The sequence below is a fragment of the Lacrimispora sphenoides JCM 1415 genome, from assembly GCF_900105615.1.
GTDB classification, from domain to species: domain Bacteria; phylum Bacillota; class Clostridia; order Lachnospirales; family Lachnospiraceae; genus Lacrimispora; species Lacrimispora sphenoides.
Genome location: NZ_LT630003.1, coordinates 4,790,624 through 4,814,227, shown reverse-complemented (window position 1 = coordinate 4,814,227; position 23,604 = coordinate 4,790,624). Strand labels below are relative to the sequence as shown.

Here is a 23,604-nt window from a genome sequence, read left to right as displayed (position 1 = left end):
ATCATAGCATTTCAAAGCAGATCAGGCATCCCACTTCTTGCTTCTAATGGCGCATATATTGCTTTTTCGATAAAAAATCCTCTCACAGAAATACCCATAAACCCGGTATTCCCATAAGAGGAACTGTAAACTTCCCTTTGTTTTTATTCTTCTGATTCATACATCTGCTGTCTGATCTTCCTGTAATCGCTTGGTGAACAGCGCTTTATCATTTTAAAAGTGCGGTTAAAAGCGCTCATGGATGAAAAGCCGGAACCCATAGCAACATCCGTAATGCTCATTTCCCTGGTATTATACAAAAGCTCCTCCGCTTTTTTCACCCGTTTGGAGTTTAAATATTCATAAAAAGTCATATTCATATACTGTTTAAAGATCCGGGTAAAGTGATATTTGGAAAATCCGCTGATCCTGGCCACTTCCCCCAATGTCAGATTTTCCATGAAGTGCTGGTTGATATAGGTACTGGCATTCATAACAGCTTCAAAATATTCCTGCTGCCTCATAGTATGGATCTGCCTGCCGGCTCCATTAAGGCATACCTTATTTCGCCCTAATTCCACATAGATCTCAATAAGGGCCGCATAAATGGAGGCTTCCCGGAATCCGCTGTTTCCCTGATATTCCTCAATGATCTTATCAAGCTTCTTTTTAATAGACCCATGAAGGGAATCTCTGTCCTTCTTTTTTAAGTATATGACCGGGGGAATTATGTGCAGCAGGGTTTCCATCTCCTTTAAATGGTAAAGAAGGGCAGCATCAAACTGCAATATATAGCGTTCTCCCAGAGAGGGTGCCCTTAATGAATGAATCACGCCGGAGTGGATCAGAATGATATCTTCTGTTTCAAGGGAAAAATGTTCCTCCCCTACGATCACCTCGTATCCCCCCTTTGTCGGCATGATCATTTCAATTCCTCCATGCCAATGCTCCGGATAATCTTCAAAATTTTTATTATGATAAAGCCGAAGTCCCAGTGAGCATTCATAATGAATGGTCTCATGAATTCCATTTAAAATTTCTATCATAAAATACCCCTTCTCTATGTCAATTCCTGAACCAATCCGAATTTTCTTGATTTGTAAAGATTAAAGAATATTTGCATAAAATATTGCCTGATTTTTCTCTGCCATACTAGTGTTTAAAATTAAAATTTCCATTGACGCATTGGTTAATTCACACTATAATTTAATGTGTCATTGTGCATATATTTCCAACTTTAACATAAAAAGGTATTTTAAGGAACAGAAAGAAGAGACTGCGTTTTGGTCTGTTGAGGTGAAAGAATTGATTTATCTTCCTATAGAGAAATTGACTGAAGGTATGGAATTAGCCCGAAACATCCCGGGAATAAACCCAATGCTTCCTTTTGCGGTAACCGGCTGCAAGTTGAGTGAACGTATGATTGGCCGCATGAAAACCATCGGAGTACAAGGGGCTTATATCTGCACAGCGATTACGCAAGGCATTGAACCCGAGGATTTTGTGGAACCGGAGTTAAAGACCAAAATGCTGACAAGCATCCGCGATGTCTTTGACCAGAGTTTAAAAAAATTTACCTTTCAATCCAGCAGACAGGTTTACGAGGAGATTGCTAAAGTGGCCGAGTCCGTTGTTATGAATGTTTTAAACAAGGACAAGTATCTCTTTCAGATGATAGATATCAGGGATTATGATGGGTATACCTATTCCCATAGCCTTTATGTAGGTATTTTAAGCGTTTTATTGGGAAAGTACATCGGACTTTCCATTTCCAATTTAAATGACCTGGCACTTTGCGGACTTCTTCATGACATCGGGAAAACAGATATTCCAATTGATATTACCAACAAACCTGGTCCCTTAACCAGCGAAGAATTTGAAATCATGAAGCAGCATCCCAGCCTTTCCTATAAAAAGCTGGGCGACCACATCGTGATCTCCCAAGCAGTATTGCAGGGGGTTCAGACCCATCACGAAAAATTTGACGGAACCGGATATCCTTTTGGCCTTTCAGGCAAGGATATCCCCCTTTATGCCCGGATCCTGGCTATTGCTGATGTGTATGACGCTCTTAATTCCACCAGGCCATACCGGAAAGCCTGGTCTCCCAGACGGATTTTTGACTATTTAACCAGCTGTTCCAACACTCATTTTGATCCGGAACTGCTGACAGCTTTCCTTCATTGTGTTTCCGCATACCCCATCGGTACCATTGTCCACCTTAGTGACGGAAGTTCAGCAGTTGTAAAGGATAACACGCCGGGATTTTCTCTGCGCCCCATTATCCGCTTCATCAGTCCTCCTCAAAAGGCAGGCATAGATGTGGACTTATCCTGCGAATTATTTAATCTCACTATCATTGATGATGATGAATGTTGAATCCTTATCGCCCATCAACTTGGGACGGGCTTTTTAATCTATAGAAAAACCCGCCCCTTATCATCAGCTCCAAACCTGGGTTTTAGATTCCACCATCTGACCGCTTTTAAGAGCCTGCTCCATAAGTATTCTTACATAGGCATCCTGAAGCCCCTCTGAAAGAGGATAAACCTCAAAGCCTTCCTCAATAAACCGCCTCATTCCAAGCATAAGGGTTCCTATGGCCGTTTCATCCTGTGGAAGTCCATTTGCTTTACCTAACTCATAAAACGGATTCCTGTAAAGCAATTCCTGTCCCATGTAAATTTCTTTGATTCCATTTCCTGTTTCAAAAGGTTCTTTTATAATCTGATATTCCCTGGACCGGCTGTCTTCTCCTACACAGCGAAGCGTCCAGTCATCCAGTTCCCCTCTCGCTCCCTGAACATTTAAATGGCGGCTCCTGATTCTGGAATGATACTGTATGCCATTAAAATCATAAAAAGCTGTTTTTCCCCCTTCAAATTCAAAGGTCAGCCTGACCCGTTCTCTATCACTCATCCTGCCGTCTTCAATAAATCCTTGCCTGGAATCCGTTTCCACTACCGGATACACATATTTCTTTCCATACACTTTCATGTTCTCCAAACCGGTTCCTAATAACCGCCGGATTAAGCTGGCTCCATGGTAGTCATGAACTGCGGAGATATTAACCATATACGGATCACCAAGATATCCCCGTTTTGCGATCTCAATAGCCGCATGAAAGACCGGATATTCAAAATACTGCTCTGCCACCTGTATCCTGGCGCCTTCCTGGGTATGAAGACGCCAAAGCTCCTGTAAATCTTCTAATTCCATGGCAGCCGGTGTCTCACTAAGCACCGGATATCCTTTCAGCGCCCATTCCCTTGTCACCTGAAATATAGCATCCTTGTTTACAGCAACCACTACAAAATCCGGGTTTTCTGACCGGCATTCCTCTGGGCTTGTCACAGCCTTTATTCCGGTTTCTTCCAGCAGCCACTGCGCCTTTTCTTTTGACCGGCAAAGGAATGCTGCCAGATGAAAGCAATCCGGATAAGCTTTGGCTATCCTGGCATAGAACAGGGACCTCCAGCCGGAGCCTATGACGACAAATCTAAGTGGTTTCATAAATAATTCCCCCTTGTTATCTGTATTTCCCTTCCGTTTCCTGCTCCAAAATGAAGGTCAGAAGTGCTTTACATCCTTCATTCACATCATCAAAGGTACGGTCAAAATCCCCGGTATACCACGGGTCTGCAATATCCCTTGGATCAGAGGAATAGTCCAAAAGGCGCTTTACCTTTCCTTCCGGGTCCCCGCCCAGGATTCTAAGCATATTTGTCACATTCCGCTGTTCCATTCCAATGAGGTAATCGTATTTGTCATAATCCTTCCTGGATAACTGCACCGCATATTTTCCATCTGTGGATATTCCATATTTCCTAAGCTTTTCTCTTGTCCCACGGTGTACCGGATTCCCGATTTCTTCCGTACTTGTGGCTGCTGATGCTACATAGAAGCGATTGCCTAAGTGCTCCTTTTCTATCATATCCTTCATAACAAACTCCGCCATGGGAGATCTGCATATATTCCCATGACACACAAATAAGAGGTTGATGGTATTCTGGTATTGGTTAGTCATACGTCGTATCTCCGTTTTATTTTAATAGTTAAAGTTTACTATAAATTTTTACTTTGAACAAGTATTGCTTTTAATCCTGCTTTTTAATCCTGCTTTTTAATACAGCTCTATAACCGTCTGCCATTTTGTATAATTAATACAGGCAGTTCCTACTTCTGGGTGGTCCATCTCCGAAAGGGAGGTATATAACATGATCTCTTCATCTCATACAACTCCTTAATTCTTTAAAAATTTATAAAACAAAAAAAGCGCAAACCCATACCTGGATTTACGCATTAATTCTGTTCTATGCACTATAACCTGTTGCATATACCCTCAAAACCACACATTGCTACATATCTATTTTCATCCGTTCTTTCCTCTTACCTAAACCAACCTGGTTAAGCCCTCGACCTATTAGTGACAGTCAGCTGCACATGTTGCCATGCTTCCACCTCTGCCCTATCTACCTCGTCGTCTTCAAGGGGTCTTACTCTTGCGATGGGATATCTCATCTTGAGGGGGGCTTCACGCTTAGATGCCTTCAGCGTTTATCCCTTCCCGACTTGGCTACTCTGCCATGGCTTTGATAGCCAACAGATACACCAGAGGTCAGTCCATCCCGGTCCTCTCGTACTAAGGACAGCTCCTCTCAAATATCCTACGCCCACGCCGGATAGGGACCGAACTGTCTCACGACGTTCTGAACCCAGCTCGCGTACCGCTTTAATGGGCGAACAGCCCAACCCTTGGGACCTACTACAGCCCCAGGATGCGATGAGCCGACATCGAGGTGCCAAACCACTCCGTCGATGTGAACTCTTGGGAGTGATAAGCCTGTTATCCCCAGGGTAGCTTTTATCCGTTGAGCGATGGCAATCCCACTTTATACCACCGGATCACTAAGTCCTAGTTTCCTACCTGCTCCACCCGTCGGTGTCGCAGTCAAGCTCCCTTATGCCTTTGCACTCTTCGAATGGTTTCCGTCCATTCTGAGGGAACCTTTGAGCGCCTCCGATACCCTTTCGGAGGCGACCGCCCCAGTCAAACTCCCCGCCTGACATTGTCCCCCAGCCAGGTCATGGCTGCAGGTTAGAAATCCAATACCGCAAGGGTGGTATCCCAACATCGGCTCTGATAAGACTGGCGTCCTATCTTCTTAGCCTCCCACCTATCCTGTACATGCAGTACCGAATCCCAGTATCAAGCTGGAGTAAAGCTCCATGGGGTCTTTCCGTCCTGGCGCAGGTAACCAGCATCTTCACTGGTACTTCAATTTCACCGGGTGCATTGTTGAGACAGCGCTCAAATCATTACGCCTTTCGTGCGGGTCGGAACTTACCCGACAAGGAATTTCGCTACCTTAGGACCGTTATAGTTACGGCCGCCGTTTACTGGGGCTTAAATTCAGAGCTTCGCGTTGCCGCTAACCCCTCCTCGTAACCTTCCAGCACCGGGCAGGCGTCAGCCCATATACCTCACCTTTCGGTTTTGCATAGACCTGTGTTTTTGCTAAACAGTTGCTTGAGCCTATTCTCTGCGGCCTGGTTTCCCAGGCACCCCTTATCCCGAAGTTACGGGGTCATTTTGCCGAGTTCCTTAACAATGCTTCTCCCGCCGGCCTTAGGATTCTCTCCTCATCCACCTGTGTCGGTTTACGGTACGGGCACATATTACACAATAGCGGCTTTTCTTGACAGCCCCTACGAAGACTTCCCTACTTATGTTCGGTACGCGTCACACCTTCCTGTTGCTGGGTGGATTTGCCATTCCAGCCAGTCCAGTGCTTGCCCCGGTCTTTTCATTCCCGGGTTCTTCTTCGGTTCTGTGTCCCCACAGTTCTGATAATATGCGGTACAGGAATTTCAACCTGTTGTCCATCGACTACGTCTTTCGACCTCGCCTTAGGCCCCGACTTACCCAGAGCAGATCAGCTTTACTCTGGAAACCTTAGATATTCGGCCTGGAGGATTCTCACCTCCATCTCGCTACTCATTCCGGCATTCTCTCTTCTTAACACTCCACATCTCCTTACGGTAATGCTTCTGTGCGTTAAGAATGCTCCTCTACCAATGTATATAAATATACATTCCACAGCTTCGGTGTCGTGTTTTAGCCCCGGACATTTTCGGCGCAGGACCTCTCGACTAGTGAGCTATTACGCACTCTTTGAATGTGTGGCTGCTTCTAAGCCAACATCCTAGTTGTCTGTGAAATCCCACATCCTTTTCCACTTAACACGCACTTTGGGACCTTAGCTGGTGGTCTGGGCTCTTTCCCTTTTGACTACCCAACTTATCTCGTGCAGTCTGACTCCCGTACATCATCTGGCCGGCATTCGGAGTTTGATATTCTTTGGTAAGCTTTGACGCCCCCTAGGAAATTCAGTGCTCTACCTCCGGCAGACTAATACGAGGCTAGCCCTAAAGCTATTTCGAGGAGAACCAGCTATCTCCGGGTTCGATTGGAATTTCTCCCCTACCCACACCTCATCGCCACCCTTTTCAACGGATGTGCGTTCGGTCCTCCATTTCCTTTTACGGAAACTTCAACCTGGACATGGGTAGATCACCCGGTTTCGGGTCTACCTTTACTGACTCTACGCCCTATTAAGACTTGGTTTCCCTTCGGCTCCACACCTTAAGTGCTTAACCTTGCCAGTAACGGTAACTCGCCGGACCGTTCTACAAAAAGTACGCGGTTCCACCTTAAACGTGGTTCCACAGCTTGTAAACACAGGGTTTCAGGTTCTCTTTCACTCCCCTCCCGGGGTCCTTTTCACCTTTCCTTCACAGTACTATGCGCTATCGGTCACTAAGTAGTATTTAGCCTTGGGGGGTGGTCCCCCCGAATTCCCACAAGGTTTCTCGTGTCTCGTGGTACTTTGGATCCTGCTCGCTGACTATTGTTTTCCCATACAAGGCTTTCACTTTCTATGGCCGGTCTTTCCAGGACCGTTCTGGTAACAAATCGTCTCACTTATTGCAGTCCATAACCCCAGTATGCACGCATACTGGTTTAGGCTCCTTCCATTTCGCTCGCCGCTACTTTGGAAATCGAGTTTTCTTTCTTTTCCTCCGGGTACTTAGATGTTTCAGTTCCCCGGGTTCCCGACGTATGGCTATGTATTCACCATACGACAACTGAGGTTTGCTCAGTTGGGTTTCCCCATTCAGATATCTCCGGATCAAAGGATATTTGCTCCTCCCCGAAGCTTTTCGCAGCTTATCACGTCTTTCATCGGCTCTTAGTGCCAAGGCATCCACCCTGCGCTCTTATTAGCTTAACCAATTCGATGTTCACCTGCGGGTGCGGGTTACTAATCTAAGATACATAGCGTTGTATCTCTGGTCTTAGGTTTGTTATTTCACCGTACGTTACGGTTACTTTAACGAGTTTTGTTTGGTTACATCGTTCGATGTAACACCTCGGATGTCTTGATGTCGTCTTTATACTTTAACATATAAAAACTCTATCTAGATATATTTCAATATGTGGTTTTCAAGGTACATACACGATGTCATCAAAAGCAATAAATACTTTCTTTTGGCATCACCTGACTGAAGTTTATCAGTCATTCGCTTGCTCGATGGACTCGAACCCACGAATCACTGGTAAAAACCAGCTATATAAAACAGCACTGCCCTGCTGAATCAGGTTAACACATTCTTTAACACAGGCTTCGCTTTTCCCTCCGCCCATTGGAACATGTCCGTTCTATATAAAACACTCGCTAGAGTGAATTTTTTTAAAGTAATCTGGCACCCACCTGCTCTCCCATGCCGTTTCCAGCATAGTACCATCGGCCGCTTAAGTCTTAACCATCGTGTTCGGGATGGGAACGGGTGTCTCCCCTAAGCGCATCGGCACCAGAAATTTCGTGTCTTACTAGTAATACGTGCACAACGGAATGGAAATGTGTGTTGAAAGCTTGCTTTCATAAGCACATTTGTATTCTGTTGTATAAGCGGCACAGCCGCGACCGAGCGAACTTGTTCGCAAGGTTACACATTACGAAACTTTGAAACATAAGACTCAACAGTATATAAAACCCTTACTTCTTCTTCCTTAGAAAGGAGGTGATCCAGCCGCACCTTCCGATACGGCTACCTTGTTACGACTTCACCCCAGTTATCAGTCCCGCCTTCGGCAGCTCCCTCCTTACGGTTGGGTCACTGACTTCGGGCGTTACCAACTCCCATGGTGTGACGGGCGGTGTGTACAAGACCCGGGAACGTATTCACCGCGGCATTCTGATCCGCGATTACTAGCGATTCCAGCTTCATGTAGTCGAGTTGCAGACTACAATCCGAACTGAGACGTTATTTTTGGGGTTTGCTCCAGATCGCTCCTTTGCTTCCCTTTGTTTACGCCATTGTAGCACGTGTGTAGCCCAAATCATAAGGGGCATGATGATTTGACGTCATCCCCACCTTCCTCCAGGTTATCCCTGGCAGTCTCCCCAGAGTGCCCAGCTCTACCTGCTGGCTACTAAGGATAAGGGTTGCGCTCGTTGCGGGACTTAACCCAACATCTCACGACACGAGCTGACGACAACCATGCACCACCTGTCTGGAATGCCCCGAAGGGAAGGGATCGTTACATCCCGGTCATTCCGATGTCAAGACTTGGTAAGGTTCTTCGCGTTGCTTCGAATTAAACCACATGCTCCACCGCTTGTGCGGGTCCCCGTCAATTCCTTTGAGTTTCATTCTTGCGAACGTACTCCCCAGGTGGAATACTTATTGCGTTAGCGGCGGCACCGAAGAGCTTTGCTCCCCAACACCTAGTATTCATCGTTTACGGCGTGGACTACCAGGGTATCTAATCCTGTTTGCTCCCCACGCTTTCGAGCCTCAACGTCAGTTACAGTCCAGTAAGCCGCCTTCGCCACTGGTGTTCCTCCTAATATCTACGCATTTCACCGCTACACTAGGAATTCCACTTACCTCTCCTGCACTCCAGCACCACAGTTTCCAAAGCAGTCCCGGGGTTGAGCCCCGGGCTTTCACTCCAGACTTGCAGTGCCGTCTACGCTCCCTTTACACCCAGTAAATCCGGATAACGCTTGCCCCCTACGTATTACCGCGGCTGCTGGCACGTAGTTAGCCGGGGCTTCTTAGTCAGGTACCGTCATTTTCTTCCCTGCTGATAGAGCTTTACATACCGAAATACTTCTTCACTCACGCGGCGTCGCTGGATCAGGGTTTCCCCCATTGTCCAATATTCCCCACTGCTGCCTCCCGTAGGAGTTTGGGCCGTGTCTCAGTCCCAATGTGGCCGGTCACCCTCTCAGGTCGGCTACTGATCGTCGGCTTGGTGGGCCGTTACCTCACCAACTACCTAATCAGACGCGGGTCCATCTCATACCACCGGAGTTTTTCACACCGTACCATGCGGCACTGTGTGCTTATGCGGTATTAGCAGTCGTTTCCGACTGTTATCCCCCTGTATGAGGCAGGTTACCCACGCGTTACTCACCCGTCCGCCGCTAAGTCAATTTCAATTCCGTCCGAAGACTTCCATGAAATCGCTTCGCTCGACTTGCATGTGTTAAGCACGCCGCCAGCGTTCATCCTGAGCCAGGATCGAACTCTCAAATTAAATGGTGTTCAATCCGGGGTCAAAATCAACTAACTAGCTAATTTATTTCCCGTTTTACTTGTTGTTTGGTTCGTATACAATTGCTTGTATTCGTTCTGAAATTTTCTCATTCAAAGCCATCAAACATGACTTGTTTTATTAGAATTTTCAGGGTTTTACATACTGTTCAATCTTCTGTTTTCAAAGTGCTTTATTTCGTGCCGCTGTCTCAGCAGCAACTTTTAAAGTTTATCATGTTCGGTTGTTTTTGTCAACCATTTTTTTCATTTTCTTAAAAACTTTTTTCATCGCTCACCGATGTGTTTTGTAGAAAATTTGCCGCCGTTTTCAGCGGCGAGTTATATCATACCAAAGCATTTGACAAAAGTCAACAATTATTTTTAATTATTTTGTTTTTCTGGAAAAACATGATTTTTATAACATTTGATATAATTAAAACGGGGTCCGGCCCTCAGAAAAGGTCTGAACCCCTGGCTATGATTACTAGCCTCTTTTGCCACAGCATTTCTTATATTTTTTACCGCTTCCGCAGGAACAGGGATCGTTTGGATAGATTTTTGGAGGGTTTTTACGCTGGGCAGATGCTGTCTCCAGACCCTTCATTACCATTTCATAGGGCTTGTGGCCTCTGTTTAACACCATTCTGGTATGGTTCCATACATCTGTAATAATGCTTGTGAACCTTTCCAAGTGCTCTTCCGATTCAAAAATGATCCCGGTAGCCTCTATTCCATCTACAACCTCCTGAAGCTGTCCGCCCATACTGATCTCCGCCTGCACCTGACGCAGTAAATATGGAATCCTTTCATCCGGAACGTTCATTTCATCAGTTAAAAATTTGCTCAGCAGACCTAATTCTCCAGTCATTAAAAAGCCCTCATTATCCGCCATAAAACGGATTTCCATCTGGGTAGGGATATAATAAGGAACTTTTTTTTGCATCTGCTTAAATTCTTCAACGCCATTCTGCTCTGCCAGCGCCCCATCCACAAAGTTTCCGTCAATGAATCTTACCGAAGGACGGTATGATTGGAGAAGTTCATAGGCATGTAACAGATCTTCCAAGGAAAGCTTCTTATCTTCATATTTATTAAAGGTTTCCAACAGAACCTGTGGCGGAGTGACTGCATACAGGGAATTTGCCGCACAGAGATAGTCTCCGATTTTACTGAGGCGCTCACGCTCTTCCTTAAATTCTGGTGTATTTACCGATTCATATGCTTTTAATACCTCTTCTGCAACCATAAAACGATTGTCAGGTCCTGCAGTTACATAGCCTCCTGCATATAGAAAGTCCATTTCTTCCATTTCAAAAGATGGTACCTGAAAATCATCTGATGACAACTGTTCAAATAAATTAATTTCTGAATTGCGGGCGCAAAGAAAATAGCTGCTCATTACCTTCGGATCCAGAATGTGAGCGATCGTACGTTCCACAAGTTCTTCCTTTTTTAATTTAGAAAGCCCGTTCATACCATGTCTTTTTGCAATCTCAAGGATGCTGCCTTTATCATAACAATCATAAACTTCTGCTATATGAACTTCCTCCGTTGCAGCATCAGAACCCTGGTTCAGACATTTATTGACAGCAGACATGTCATATTCTTTCAGATCATTTGAACCCGATTCCAGAAGTTCATAATACCCGGCGATGCCTCCGCAGTTTTCCGGAACGCAGTCTCCTTTGAATTTTATAACCTGTCCCCAGCTTTCCTTATAATCAGAATCTGCATCTTCTACCTGAATGTTTAATTCCCAGTTTTTGTCGATGCCATAGGTATATGTAAATTTGCTGGTACCAGACACCAGGCTGTCAATGGTTTCATCACTTAAAAGGTATTGAAATTTGGGGGACCAATTCTCTTTACCTGGAACTACCCGAACCCCTTCAGAACGGAATTCAAATTCATACAGGTGCTCATCGGACCAGCAGAATGCTGTCTGAATCATCTGGTGCAGCTTTCCAAAGGTTATCCCTTGTGGTACCAGAACCCTTCTCCAAATCGGCGGCTTGCTGCCTTTGATCGTGACTTTCAGTTGATATGCTCCCATGAAAACGCCCTCCTGTCTCGTATCCTTTGTATCCGTTCTTAAATTACGGAATATTTTTTATGTTTCTACTATAAAATAAGCGCACGTTCCAATTTACCATATTTCCTCCCACTCTGTCCAGTCCATCCCGTTAATTTTTGCAAACGAAAGGCTGTTTTGTGTAATTATGACAGCTTTTTCAATACTGTCTTTGCTTCTTTTCCATAATAAAGGAATTTCATTCTTTCATTCTGCAGATACTATTAATAAGAAAAAAGAGCGCTGGAATGCTTTACACAACATTTACATTTTCTATACTAAAATATGATATCAGAAAAGTTTTACGGCTGATATACTCCATGATGTAAGCGAAAGCAATTTTAAAGAGAAAAGAGGAGAAAGTAAATATGAAAAAAAATATTATTAAGACTCTTGCATTAGCTGGAATGGCAGTTCTTACAATGGGAACTTTAGCTGGCTGCGGCAGCAATAATGCTGAGACACAGGCTCCTGATACCAAAACCGAGGCTGGCACAACAAGTGGGACAACCGCTAACGAGACAACCGCAAAAGAAGATACAGCTTCTAATTTAAAGGGTTCTATCAGCATGGTTGGTTCTACCTCTATGGAGAAATTCGCAACCGCTTTAAGTGAAGTTTTTATGGAAAAATATCCGAGCGTTACTGTACAGGCCGAATTTGTAGGTTCTGGCGCAGGAATCGAAGCAGTTACCAATGGTTCTGCGGATATCGGTAACTCTTCCCGTAATTTAAAGGATGAAGAAAAAGCAAAAGGTGTTGCTGAAAATATCGTTGCAATCGATGGTATTGCCGTTGTCTCTGATCCGGCCAATACCGTTGACAATTTAACAAAAGACCAACTGATCAATATTTACAACGGAACAACTACCAACTGGAAGGAATTAGGCGGAGCCGATCAGCCAATTGTTGTGATTGGACGTGAGGCAGGTTCCGGTACAAGAACTGCTTTTGAAGAACTGTTAAAGCTGGAAGATGCATGCAAATACAGCAATGAGCTGGACAGCACCGGTGCAGTTATGGCAAAGGCCGCTTCCACTCCAGGCTCCATTGGCTATGTTTCCTTAGACGTTCTTGATGATTCCGTTAAGACCATGAAGCTGGAAAGTATAGATCCAACTCCAGAAAATATCAAGGCAGGTTCCTACTTCTTAAGCCGTCCATTCGTTATGGCTACAAAAGGAGAGATCTCTGAGCAGAGCGATCTGGTGAAGGCATTGTTTGACTATATCTATTCTGATGAAGGAAAAGATTTAGTAAAAGCCGTTGGTTTAATCCCAGCAAACTAATTGAAAAGAATTTCTTCTTATACTGCATAACGATAATATTTACAGGGGGCGCAGCCGGATGATTATGCTACGTCCCCGTTTTGAAAGGAGCTGTTATATGCGACCAAAGTCTTATTCCATATTTGGTGGCCACGGAAGTAAATCAGGTGTTGAGCATGCTGCAGAAGTAATCTTTACTGTCTGTGGCTTCTTTGCCGTTTTAGCTGTGGCCTCTATCACTCTGTACATGATCATAAGCGGTACGCCGGCACTTTTTAAGGTGGGGATTCTGGATATTCTGTTCGGAACCATCTGGATGCCGGCAGCCGCTACACCAAGCTTTGGTATCCTCTATGTCATTCTGACCTCTATCATAGGAACTGCTCTGGCAATCCTGATCGGCGTTCCCATTGGCGTTATGACTGCCGTTTTCCTGGCTGAAGTAGCCCCTGAAAGGTTAACCAATATCGTGCGCCCGGCAGTAGAGCTGTTAGCCGGTATTCCTTCTGTTATTTATGGTTTGCTTGGTATCTTGATTTTAAACCCTTTAATGTATAAAATAGAGTTAAAAATATTTGCAGGATCCACCACCCACCAGTTTACCGGAGGTGCGAATCTGATCTCCGCTGTTTTAGTGCTGGCCTTAATGATTCTTCCCACGGTTATCAACATCAGCGAATCAGCGCTCCGTGCTGTTCCGCAGCACCTTAGGAGTGCCTCCCTGGCTCTTGGAGCTACCAAGATCCAGACGATTTTTAGCGCGGTCCTTCCGGCAGCAAAGTCCGGTATCATTACCGCAATAGTCCTTGGAACAGGCCGGGCCATCGGTGAAGCAATGGCCATCAGCCTTGTGTCCGGAAGTTCGGTAAATATGCCTCTTCCCTTTCATTCAGTCCGTTTCCTTACTACTGCGATCGTATCAGAGATGTCTTATTCCGCCGGGCTCCACAAACAGGTGCTTTTTACCATAGGTCTTGTCCTGTTTGCTTTTATCATGCTCATTAACATTAGCCTTAACAACCTGTTAAAGAAAGGAGAGGAAAGCCATGACAAATGATATCGTTATTCCTGTTCAAAAAGATTCTGCAGTAACACATAGCATTTATAACCGGAAAAACCGGATCTCCGATTCTTTCTTAACGGTTCTTATTTACTTATGCGCTTCCATCTCCATTATGGTCCTGATCGGAATCATGGGCTATGTGTTTGTTCGCGGTGTTCCCGAAATCAGCCTGGAATTTCTGACCACTGTACCAAGTACCATTAAAGGAACCTTTGGTATCGTCGGGAATATTGTTAACACCTTATATGTCGTTGTCATTACCCTGTTAATCGCCACTCCCCTGGGCGTTGGCGCAGCCATTTACTTAAATGAATATGCAAAGGGGGGAAAGGCGGTACGAATCATCGAATTCACCACAGAGACCCTGGCAGGTATCCCCTCCATTATCTTCGGACTCTTTGGTTATGTATTTTTTGGGAACACCCTGGGCCTTGGCTATTCCATCCTCACCGGTGCATTAACCTTATCCATCATGGTTCTTCCCCTTATTACAAGAACCACTCAGGAAGCCTTAAAAACCGTTCCGGAAAGCTACCGCTCTGGTGCACTGGGCATCGGTGCAACCAAATGGTATATGATCCGGACCATTCTGCTTCCCAGCGCCATGCCAGGCATTGTGACAGGAATCATCCTGGCCATCGGCCGTATCGTGGGAGAGTCCGCTGCCCTTCTCTTTACGGCAGGAAGCGGCTACCTCCTTCCAAAGGACTTCTTCGGGAAAATATTTGAATCAGGCGGTACCCTGACGATTCAGTTGTACTTATGCATGCAAAAGGCCAAATACGGCCAGGCCTTCGGAATTGCCGTTGTCCTTCTGGTTATCGTACTGGCAATAAACGGACTTGCAAAATATCTGTCTCATAAATTCAATACGGAGGTCAAAGAATCGTGAATACCAATACAGTAAAAATTTCAACCAACCATTTAAATCTATATTACGGAACGAATCACGCTCTAAAGGATGTAAGCTTAAATCTCTTCACAAATAAAATTACGGCCTTTATCGGCCCTTCCGGCTGCGGAAAATCTACCTACTTAAAAACATTAAACCGAATGAATGACCTGGTTCCAAGCGTAAAAATAGAAGGGGAGGTTCTTTTAGATGATGAAAACATCTATGATCCGCGTGTCGACACCACTCTTTTACGCAAAAAAATCGGCATGGTATTTCAGCAGCCAAACCCGTTTCCAATGAGTATCTATGACAATGTAGCCTACGGTCCAAGAATCCATGGTATAAAGAATAAATCCGAACTTGACGATATAGTGGAAAGAAGCTTAAAAGGGGCCGCTCTCTGGGATGAGGTGTCTGATCGTTTAAAAAAATCAGCCCTAGGACTATCCGGCGGCCAGCAGCAGCGCCTTTGTATCGCCCGCGCCCTGGCAGTAGAGCCGGAGGTACTGCTTATGGATGAGCCCACCTCGGCCTTAGACCCTATCTCAACTCTGAAAATCGAAGACCTGATGGATGAGCTGAAAGAAAAGTACACAGTTGCAATCGTTACCCACAACATGCAGCAGGCAACCCGAATCGCAGATAATACCGCCTTTTTCCTTGTAGGAGAGGTGGTGGAATACGCTCCCACAACCGAGCTGTTCACTGCCCCTAAGGACAAAAGAACCGAAGACTATATCACAGGACGCTTCGGCTGATTCATTTTATATAGAACAATAAAGGAGAACAAACAATGACAACGAGAGTTAATTATGAGCATGAGTTAAGCCTCTTAAACCATGACATAAAAGAAATGGGGCGAATGGTTGAAACCTCCATTGAACAGTGCTTTGTGGCATTTGAAGACCAGGACTTTGAAAAAGCAGAGGATATCATAAAAGGAGACCGCACCATCAACGACCTAGAGCGTTCCATCGAGGCCCGCTGCCTCTCCATCATCTTACGCCAGCAGCCTGTCGCCGGAGACTTAAGAGTAGTTTCCAGCGCACTAAAGGTAGTTACGGACTTAGAGCGTATCGGCGATCACGCTTCCGACATCGCCGAACTCATCCTACGCATAAAAGGCGAACACGTTTACCATGTAGTCCGCCACATCCCATCCATGGCCTCCGCCGCCCGCGAAATGGTCCGCAGCTCCATCGAAGCCTTTATCAACCAGGATTTGGAGACTGCAAAGCAGATTGAAAAGCAGGATGACGTGGTTGATGAATTATTCGATAAGGTGAAGAATGATGTAGTTGATTTGTTAAAGCATTCCAACGAGCATATCGATCAGTGCATTGATTTATTAATGGTTGCAAAATATTTAGAGCGCATAGGGGATCATGCCGTAAATGTTTGTGAATGGACAGAGTTTTCAAAAACCGGAGCTCTGAAGAATGTACGGATATTGTAAAGCTACGAGCAGTGCGTCCTCAAAAGCGGAAGAGCCCATAAGAATGCAAGCATTCTTATGGGCTCTTTTGATTTTGAGGACATACGGCGACAGCCGTCAAGCGAGAAGGAGCGCAGCGGATTCGAGCTTGAGCACTGCGGACCAGCGGGCCACACAATCAAACTCAATCTTTTACTCCCCCCATCTCCTCATCCTACAACATCGCTCCCCCTCTGCAATAAGTCTGAACCACATCATAGTCATCCCGAAGAACAACAAAATCCGCATCATAACCCGCAACGAGTCTACCCTTCCTATCATCAACTCCCAGACACTTAGCCGGATTAATCGTACAAGAATTCAGTGCCGAATCAAAAGGAACCATAGCCTCTTCCACCAGTATCTTTAACCCTATATTCGCCTTAAGCGTACTGCCAGAGATCGTATCCGTCCCTTTCAAATAAGCAAGGCCATTCTCCCTAATCTCAATGCTATGACCGCCCAGCTGAAAATCCATACCAACAGGGCAATGCTTTGGACAAAGAGAATCCGTAATCATAATCGCATGATCCCTTCCCTTTATCGCATAATAATTATTAAGCGCCGCCAAATGAGAATGGCACCCATCACAAATGATTTCGCCATAAATATCCCTCACCCTGAAAGCAGCACCTACCAGCCCCGGATTCCTGTGATGATAAGGTGTCATGCCATTATACACATGAGTCATAGAAGTCGCCCCATTTGCGATCCCCATAAGCGCCTGCTCATAGGTAGCGGACGAATGTCCCATGCTGACCACCACTCCGGTATCCTTACAATACCTTGTCAGGGCGAATCCCTCATCATGCTCCGGTGCAAGCGTAATATATTTAATCAAACCCTTAGCCGCTTCCTGATACTCTTTAAACTGCTCAACAGAAGCAGTAGCGATTGCCTCCGGCGGCTGGGCTCCCTTATACTTCATATCCAGATAAGGCCCTTCAAAATGAATTCCAAGAATCTCTGCCCCTTCATATCCGCCTTCCACAACAGCTGCCACATTTTCAACTGCCTTTGTCAGCACATCCGGCATCTGGGTCACAGTAGTCGGAAGGATAGAAGTCACTCCCTCCTCCGGTATCCGTCTCATCCATTCCCGTAATCCTTCCGGTTCTCCATCGTTGGTATCATAACCATAAGCTCCATGGGTATGAATATCAATAAATCCCGGAATAATCCTGTCATCCCCGAAATCCTGATCTGCCGCCATCTCGCCATAATCAAGGACTGCCTTAATCTTTTCATCTTCCACCTGAAGCTGTGCCGGGATGAACTGTCCAGCAATCCAGACCCGTCTGCTCTGTATTATCATAACCGTAACCTCTCTTTCCTAATTTTCTCCCCAGCTTACGAACGTATTAATAAGCTCACCCGCCGTTACACTGGTACGTTTATCTATAGTATAAACAGTTCCTCCCCTGTTTTCAAGAAGTTTAGGAATAGTTTCCTCCTTTTGCATGCATCAACTAATCCTGAGAAATCGGCCACCGTATAATCACCCGGAATAAATCTGCCTCCACTTCAATTTGAAGTCTGCCGTTTTGCAGCTCCACAAAGCTTTTCGCAATCGCCATTCCAAGGCCGGAGCCCTCCGTATTCCGTGCCTGGTCTCCTCTGACAAACCGTTCGGTTATTTCATCCGGATTAAAAGTAAGCTCTGCAGCCGAAACATTCTTTAATGTAGTGACCACATAACCCCCTTCCTTCTTCATATCAATATAAGCCCGGGTATGAGGCATTGCATATTTTATAATATTCGTTAACAAATTATCAAATATCCGATAAGTCTTCTGGCTATCCAAAGGCAAAACAATCTTTTCATCCGGCAGGTTCCACCTGAAATCAATGGTAGATTCCTCAATTTTATCACTAACCTCTAAACTCACCTCTTTTAACAGGCTGACAATATCTACATCCTCTAAATTAAGTGTTACATTATTACTGTTTGCCTTACTGATTTCAAACAAGTCCTCAATAAGCGCTTTCAAACGCATCGACTTCTGTTCCAGTATGTCAATATAAGCCTTCCTCTGCTCCGGCGTCACATGATCATCCCGCAGCAAGTTTACATAAGTAATAATAGCCGTCAAAGGCGTTTTCAGATCATGTGACATATTGCTGATCAAATCTGTCTTAAGCTTCTGGCTTTTCACCTCTTCCCCCACAGCAACCTTAAACCCGCTTTGTATCTTCTGTATCTCTTTCTTAAAAGGCTCAAATACGCTTAAGTCTTCTTCTATGGCAACCTCTAAATTCCCTTCAGCAATCTGGTTTGTCGCCCTTAAAAGAATCTGATATTTGTCACTTAAATCCTTATAATATTTCCTCATCACAATAAATAAAATAATCGAATAGAGGATCAAAGCGCCAATTCCAAAAAACCACAGGCTGCAAAGAACAGAGAGAATAATAAAGTTCACTCCCACAATCCGGAAAATAGTCCGGTCCGAACGTTCCTGCAGGTTGATATTCCCTACAAACAAATAAATTCTACGGCAAGTATTTTTCATCCATTGCCAAAACCAGCCGCACAAGGTCCGTTCGTAAAGGTAACGCTTCAGACCGATGTGTATGACGTCACGCACACATAAAACCGCCCAGTAAACGATTGCAAAGGGGATGGACCACCACATTAAATTCCAAAGCTTTATCATGATCCCCGCCACCAGAGGCAGGAAATTGGCCCGCATAAGTGCGTCGTACAAATCTCCCCGGTTCGTTATTGCCACAAGATTTGTAAGTCCTGTTCCGAATAATACGGCAGCGCAGCCGACTCCTGCGACGATCTCAAAAGGCGTTCGTAAAATCCTGCTGTACTCCGGAAAATCCGGGTCAAAACAGGAAAAGAAAAAGGCTGCAATCGCTACGGCGCAGATCAGACCCATAAAGATCCTGGAAACGCTGCCCGAATAATTATAGGAGCTCCAGACGGTTTCTCTATCCTCTTCATATGCCGCAATCTGCTGGGCCCTCATCCCATAGGCAAAGGTAACATTTCTCGGGTTTTTCAGCTTTAAATCCGTCTCGTATCGGTACTGGTCCCAATAGTGATCACTCATGGGGTCCTTATTCCCCAGGGTTCCCAGGGTATTTAAGAGCCTGACCGTATTATCTCCGCTTACAGCCCCGGTTTCCATCCGCCCAAGATCATCATACCGAAGCACAGCCTTGAACTTATATTCACCGCTTCCTCCAATGGAACGGCCTCCCGCATGATCTGCCAAAACGCTGCCGCTCGCATCAAGGATCTGATAGTCCATGTAATTTCTAATACCGTTAAAATTCCGGCTCCAGGATTCGTATTCCTGGATACAGCTTTGGCGAAGATCCTTTAAATACTCATTGCGATCCTCCTGGGCAGGCGATTCATTGGATTCTTCTCCGGCAACAGTAATGGTATCCTCTCCTGTTATGATCTCCGTTTCTCCTTCCGAAGCCGCCGCCTGACTGTTCATGCTGTTCCTTAATTCTTCCTCTGCCAGAGGGAAATAAAACTGAAAGGGAGAAATAACACTGCCCTGTTCATACTGGGCCTGCTCCAGATAAAGCACATAATTGCCCAGAACCAGATGGTTAAGGAATGTATCCTGTTCATAAACAGGCTCCTCATATCTGGCTGATTCATTTTTAAAAAACGGATAAAGCCCCACCATGACAGATGCAGCCGATAAAACTACGATCACCGCAAGAATTATGCTGATCCTATGCCTGTTTTTCAATTTTATATCCAACGCCCCACACCACCTTTAAATATTTCGGCTCCTTCGGGTTGATCTCGATCTTTTCCCGGATTTTCCTTACATGAACCATGATCGTATCCGTGTTAATGGCCCGTTCATTCCAGACCCGTTCATAAATCTCTTCTGCGGAGAATACCCTTCCCGGATTTTTCATAAGAAGAGCCAGTATCTTAAATTCAATGGGAGTCAGTTTCGCCGGTTTTTCGTCAACGGTCACTTCCACCGTATCCTCATTAAGCTCCAGCCCACCGATGGAATAAACATTGCTTTTCTCCCTCTGCTCCTTTGCTTCCAGCATATCCATATATTTTTTATAACGCCTGAGCTGGGAATTCACCCTTGCTAACAGTTCCATGGGAGTAAACGGCTTAGAAACATAATCATCAGCGCCGATATTAAGCCCCATGATTTTATCCACTTCCTCAGACTTTGCCGATAAGATGATCACAGGGAAATCATGGGTCTCTCTTAATTTCACGGTCATAGTAATGCCATCCATTCTGGGCATCATCACATCCACAATCGCCAGATGAATCTCTTCCCGCTCCAACACCTTAAGACCTTCCACACCGTCTGCCGCCTGGAACACCTCGTATCCCTGGCTCCTTAAATATATCTCAATTCCCTCTCTGATCTCTTTATCATCCTCTACCAATAAGATGTGGTTTGCTTCCATGTTCTCTCTCCTTTCCCCTTTTCTGTCCATTCTTTCCGGACATAGAGGTATGCCTGTGAGGCGTTTCCCATTCCTGCCCGTTTTATTTGGCAAAAAGGTATCCCCATAGGGTGCTGCCTGATATGTGATTTGGACCCGCTGTCAGCAGTATCCACATTTATGATACCACATTTTCGCTCTTTTTACTTTAATTAAAGGATACGAAAGCAATCTTAAATGGAGGGGCACAGAAAACGAAAGAAATTCTAAAATTTCCTTCCACTTCTTTCATAATCATTTTTGCAAAAAGAAAAAGGCCCATCAGGATTTCCAAAATCACTGATGCGCCTTTCCCATATTATTCGGATGTCTTCCGTAAATTGCTTTCCATCAACCGGTTATATCCCAGCCATCCGTTATTATCTCCTGCACCCTTTAACACCTCGATCATTGTCTCCATCTTGGCATCCGTATTATCTGCAAAATTTAACGCCAGCGCCTCGATTAAAGCCGGTTTCTTTGGAGAACCATATTCCAGCTCCCCGTGATGGGCCAGAATGCAGTGCTTCAGTTCGGAAGCCGTCTTTTCCGGAAAGCCTTCCATCGACCGGATTCTCTCTCCCACCATTTCCGTTCCAATGATGATGTGGCCCAAAAGCTGCCCGTCATCGGTATAGTCGTTTTCCGGGAATGTGGAAAGTTCCCTGGTTTTTCCAATGTCATGAAACATGGCTGCGGTTAAAAGCAAATCCCGGTTAATGTACGGATAGTAGCCGGCGTAATAATCACACAGCTTCACAACACTTAAGGTATGCTCCAAAAGTCCTCCCACAAAGCCGTGGTGAACACTTTTTGCCGCAGAGTGGAACTGAAATGCCTTGGCAAAAGCGGCATCTTCCACAAAAAAGCTTTCCGAGAGCTTTCTTAAATGAGGATTCTTAATTGTCCGGATAAAGCCCAGAAACTCCTCGTACATAAGTCCGATATTTTTAGAGGAAACCGGAAGATAATCACCCGGAACAAATTCTCCCTCATCCGCTTTCCGGATCCGCTTGATATTCAACTGGTTGGAATTCTGGAAAACGGTCACATCTGCATCTATGTATACATAATCCAGAGTTTCAAAGTTCCCGATTCCCGGAGAGCCTAAGTCCCAGATCTTGGCATCTACTGTTCCGGTCTTATCCTGAAGAATCAGGTTTCCATATTCTTTTCCTGACTTCGTAAGGGCAATCTGCTTATTTTTGCATAAATACACATCTGATACATGAATTCCCTCACGGAATGTTTCTACATACTTCATTGTTTTCCTCCACATTCTTAACCCCAGGCAACACGGAAGCCAGGACAATTACCTGGCTCCAATGGTTACCTGATACTGTATCTCTTTATATTCTTCCCTTCCATAGCGGGAAACACTCACAGGAATCACATCTCCTGGATTGGAGTTTTCAAGCACTGACTGAAAGTCCTTCATGGTAACAATGGTTTCCTTTCCCATGGACCTTATGATATCGCCGCACTGGATCCCGGCATTATAGGCAGGGCTGTCTGCATTCACATCAACCACATATACCCCAAGAGGCATACCGTTGCTATTCATGACAGCACTTACTTCCTGTCCTTTGATCCCAAAGTATGGGAATGCCGCCCCATTGCTCATTTTTCCCAAAATGCTCTTATAATCGGATATGGCCATAGCCGCTGTCATATCCTTATTGCTGTCATTCTTATGTTCATCCGTTACCCAGCCGATGATCTGCCCCGACGTGTTCATAAGGAACGTGCCAGTTCCGGCATTTCCCTTCACATCGGAATACAGGATGCGTGTCATGCCATCGGTAATTTGTACATTTTTCGTTATATACGATATAAATCCGTATCCAGTGGAATGGACCATGCCGGCAGGGCCGCCAATGGCCAAAACCAGATCACCCTGCTTCACAGAATAGGAATTTCCCAGCTCGATAGCCTTAATCTCCTCTAACAAAGCCCTTCCAAGATCGGCCGTGGAAACGCTTACGATGGCCATTCCGGAAAGCTTATCGGTCTGCTTAATGGTTCCCTGGACTTCCGTTCCGTCTGAAAATGCCACACGAATCGCCTCCGCATCCTCCACTGCTCCATCCGGTGTCAGCACCAGGAGCTCCTGATTTGCAGAAGCAATAACCACTCCGGAAAAAAGGCTGGAGTTTTCCACAGGGTTATTAAACCAGTCTGTCTGTGTTTTCACTGAATGGACCGTTACGATTCCCTTGTCCGCTTTTTGAACAAGAGTCCTTAGGCTTCCATAAAGAGTATTTAAATCATCCACTGAAAATGGATATTTCTCCATAGCAGATTTTAAAATATCCTCAATCGGTTCTGTCTCAGCTACAGATCCGGTCTCAGCCTCGGAAGGCACAGTTTCAGGATCATCCTTTGGTATGGTCACAGGAACACTTTCACTGGTGGACCCCTTAGCAAAAAATCGCTCAGCTACAGGTCGGGATACGGTAAATGTAACAGCTGCAATAATTCCGAAAATAACCGCAGTTGTAAAAAGGCCCAAGGCCCTTTTTAACATATCCCTTTTTGACATGGGCTGTCTCACTATCTTTTCATTGATAAACTGACGAGGCTCCGTCTTTCTATCATCTGGCCCGTTATTTTCCGGCATACTAACCCTCCTTCGCAGAAGACCTAAATACTATTATAAGGTTGTTCTCCCTTTAATGCAAGAAAAACCTACATAAACAGAGACTCCATCCGGAAACCTTAGGAATAATTTCCAGAAATCAAGAAACATTATAATTATCTCCATAGGAGGAAAAACAACCTGAGGATTGCAGTTTTTGTCCCATATAT

At 45.2% G+C, this 23,604-nt stretch carries 15 protein-coding genes and 3 rRNA genes; 6 read left to right on the top strand and 12 right to left on the bottom strand.

Annotated features, from left to right (window positions below; genetic code table 11):
• Window positions 1-143: 143 nt before the first annotated feature.
• Window positions 144-1,025, bottom strand: coding sequence for an AraC family transcriptional regulator (locus tag BMX69_RS21735; RefSeq protein ID WP_100043500.1), 882 nt, complete (start codon window positions 1,023-1,025; stop codon window positions 144-146).
• 109 nt (window positions 1,026-1,134) lie between these two features.
• On the opposite strand from BMX69_RS21735, the gene BMX69_RS21730 reads away from it, so the two are divergent.
• Window positions 1,135-2,358 (top strand): HD-GYP domain-containing protein, encoded by a 1,224-nt coding sequence (locus BMX69_RS21730; protein WP_147297042.1) that lies wholly within the window; start codon window positions 1,135-1,137, stop codon window positions 2,356-2,358.
• Window positions 2,359-2,421: 63 nt separating this feature from the next.
• Here the strand turns inward: BMX69_RS21730 and BMX69_RS21725 are convergent, their stop codons facing one another.
• The 6 genes from BMX69_RS21725 to BMX69_RS21700 form a co-directional block, all read right to left on the bottom strand.
• The gene (locus BMX69_RS21725) at window positions 2,422-3,492 is read right to left on the bottom strand and encodes a Gfo/Idh/MocA family protein (RefSeq protein ID WP_100043498.1); all 1,071 of its coding nucleotides are present in this window, start codon (window positions 3,490-3,492) and stop codon (window positions 2,422-2,424) included.
• Between the two features lie 16 nt (window positions 3,493-3,508).
• Window positions 3,509-4,006 (bottom strand): low molecular weight protein-tyrosine-phosphatase, encoded by a 498-nt coding sequence (locus BMX69_RS21720; RefSeq protein ID WP_054791875.1) that lies wholly within the window; start codon window positions 4,004-4,006, stop codon window positions 3,509-3,511.
• Window positions 4,007-4,382: 376 nt separating this feature from the next.
• Window positions 4,383-7,274 (bottom strand): 23S ribosomal RNA (locus BMX69_RS21715).
• Between the two features lie 467 nt (window positions 7,275-7,741).
• A 5S ribosomal RNA gene (rrf, locus tag BMX69_RS21710) occupies window positions 7,742-7,859 on the bottom strand.
• 198 nt (window positions 7,860-8,057) lie between these two features.
• A 16S ribosomal RNA gene (locus tag BMX69_RS21705) occupies window positions 8,058-9,589 on the bottom strand.
• The 16S, 23S and 5S rRNA genes sit together here, the layout of an rRNA operon.
• A 483-nt stretch (window positions 9,590-10,072) precedes the next feature.
• Window positions 10,073-11,641 (bottom strand): plasmid pRiA4b ORF-3 family protein, encoded by a 1,569-nt coding sequence (locus BMX69_RS21700; RefSeq protein ID WP_100043497.1) that lies wholly within the window; start codon window positions 11,639-11,641, stop codon window positions 10,073-10,075.
• 386 nt (window positions 11,642-12,027) lie between these two features.
• Between BMX69_RS21700 and BMX69_RS21695 the strand changes: the two genes are divergently transcribed.
• The 5 genes from BMX69_RS21695 (at window position 12,028) to phoU (ending at window position 16,341) form a co-directional block, all read left to right on the top strand.
• Complete coding sequence (locus BMX69_RS21695) at window positions 12,028-12,948, top strand: phosphate ABC transporter substrate-binding protein (protein ID WP_054791657.1); 921 nt, start codon at window positions 12,028-12,030, stop codon at window positions 12,946-12,948.
• A 97-nt stretch (window positions 12,949-13,045) separates the two neighbouring features.
• A complete protein-coding gene (gene pstC, locus BMX69_RS21690) occupies window positions 13,046-13,984 on the top strand; it encodes a phosphate ABC transporter permease subunit PstC (RefSeq protein ID WP_054791658.1) in 939 nt (312 codons plus the stop codon).
• Complete coding sequence (gene pstA / locus BMX69_RS21685) at window positions 13,974-14,882, top strand: phosphate ABC transporter permease PstA (protein WP_054791659.1); 909 nt, start codon at window positions 13,974-13,976, stop codon at window positions 14,880-14,882. Before pstC ends, pstA begins: the two co-directional genes overlap by 11 nt.
• Window positions 14,879-15,643 (top strand): phosphate ABC transporter ATP-binding protein PstB, encoded by a 765-nt coding sequence (pstB, locus tag BMX69_RS21680; RefSeq protein WP_054791660.1) that lies wholly within the window; start codon window positions 14,879-14,881, stop codon window positions 15,641-15,643. The genes pstA and pstB overlap by 4 nt, the downstream gene beginning before the upstream one ends.
• Before the next feature lie 35 nt (window positions 15,644-15,678).
• On the top strand, window positions 15,679-16,341 hold the full coding sequence (phoU, locus tag BMX69_RS21675; protein ID WP_025231090.1) for a phosphate signaling complex protein PhoU: 663 nt from the start codon (window positions 15,679-15,681) through the stop codon (window positions 16,339-16,341).
• A gap of 193 nt (window positions 16,342-16,534) precedes the next feature.
• On the opposite strand, the gene nagA is transcribed toward phoU, so the two are convergent.
• The 5 genes from nagA to BMX69_RS21650 form a co-directional block, all read right to left on the bottom strand.
• Complete coding sequence (nagA, locus tag BMX69_RS21670) at window positions 16,535-17,674, bottom strand: N-acetylglucosamine-6-phosphate deacetylase (protein ID WP_100043496.1); 1,140 nt, start codon at window positions 17,672-17,674, stop codon at window positions 16,535-16,537.
• Between the two features lie 154 nt (window positions 17,675-17,828).
• Window positions 17,829-20,093 carry a sensor histidine kinase gene (locus BMX69_RS21665; RefSeq protein WP_100043495.1) on the bottom strand — a complete coding sequence of 755 codons (2,265 nt, stop codon included), beginning with the start codon at window positions 20,091-20,093 and terminating at the stop codon, window positions 17,829-17,831.
• A complete protein-coding gene (locus BMX69_RS21660; protein WP_025231087.1) occupies window positions 20,065-20,778 on the bottom strand; it encodes a response regulator transcription factor in 714 nt (237 codons plus the stop codon). Before BMX69_RS21660 ends, BMX69_RS21665 begins: the two co-directional genes overlap by 29 nt.
• A 337-nt stretch (window positions 20,779-21,115) precedes the next feature.
• A complete protein-coding gene (locus BMX69_RS21655) occupies window positions 21,116-22,060 on the bottom strand; it encodes a 3'-5' exoribonuclease YhaM family protein (protein ID WP_054791661.1) in 945 nt (314 codons plus the stop codon).
• A 48-nt stretch (window positions 22,061-22,108) separates the two neighbouring features.
• A complete protein-coding gene (locus BMX69_RS21650) occupies window positions 22,109-23,416 on the bottom strand; it encodes a S1C family serine protease (RefSeq protein WP_100043494.1) in 1,308 nt (435 codons plus the stop codon).
• Window positions 23,417-23,604: the final 188 nt, after the last annotated feature.

Bases quoted from the DNA above. Each gene is read 5' to 3' on its own strand.
- pstA (WP_054791659.1), top strand. From the start codon at position 13,974: ATGACAAATGATATCGTTATTCCTGTTCAAAAAGATTCTGCAGTAACA.
- BMX69_RS21650 (WP_100043494.1), bottom strand. From the start codon at position 23,416: ATGCCGGAAAATAACGGGCCAGATGATAGAAAGACGGAGCCTCGTCAG.
- pstC (WP_054791658.1), top strand. From the start codon at position 13,046: ATGCGACCAAAGTCTTATTCCATATTTGGTGGCCACGGAAGTAAATCA.
- BMX69_RS21655 (WP_054791661.1), bottom strand. From the start codon at position 22,060: ATGAAGTATGTAGAAACATTCCGTGAGGGAATTCATGTATCAGATGTG.
- BMX69_RS21720 (WP_054791875.1), bottom strand. From the start codon at position 4,006: ATGACTAACCAATACCAGAATACCATCAACCTCTTATTTGTGTGTCAT.
- BMX69_RS21735 (WP_100043500.1), bottom strand. From the start codon at position 1,025: ATGATAGAAATTTTAAATGGAATTCATGAGACCATTCATTATGAATGC.
- BMX69_RS21700 (WP_100043497.1), bottom strand. From the start codon at position 11,641: ATGGGAGCATATCAACTGAAAGTCACGATCAAAGGCAGCAAGCCGCCG.
- BMX69_RS21695 (WP_054791657.1), top strand. From the start codon at position 12,028: ATGAAAAAAAATATTATTAAGACTCTTGCATTAGCTGGAATGGCAGTT.
- BMX69_RS21725 (WP_100043498.1), bottom strand. From the start codon at position 3,492: ATGAAACCACTTAGATTTGTCGTCATAGGCTCCGGCTGGAGGTCCCTG.
- phoU (WP_025231090.1), top strand. From the start codon at position 15,679: ATGACAACGAGAGTTAATTATGAGCATGAGTTAAGCCTCTTAAACCAT.
- nagA (WP_100043496.1), bottom strand. From the start codon at position 17,674: ATGATAATACAGAGCAGACGGGTCTGGATTGCTGGACAGTTCATCCCG.
- BMX69_RS21660 (WP_025231087.1), bottom strand. From the start codon at position 20,778: ATGGAAGCAAACCACATCTTATTGGTAGAGGATGATAAAGAGATCAGA.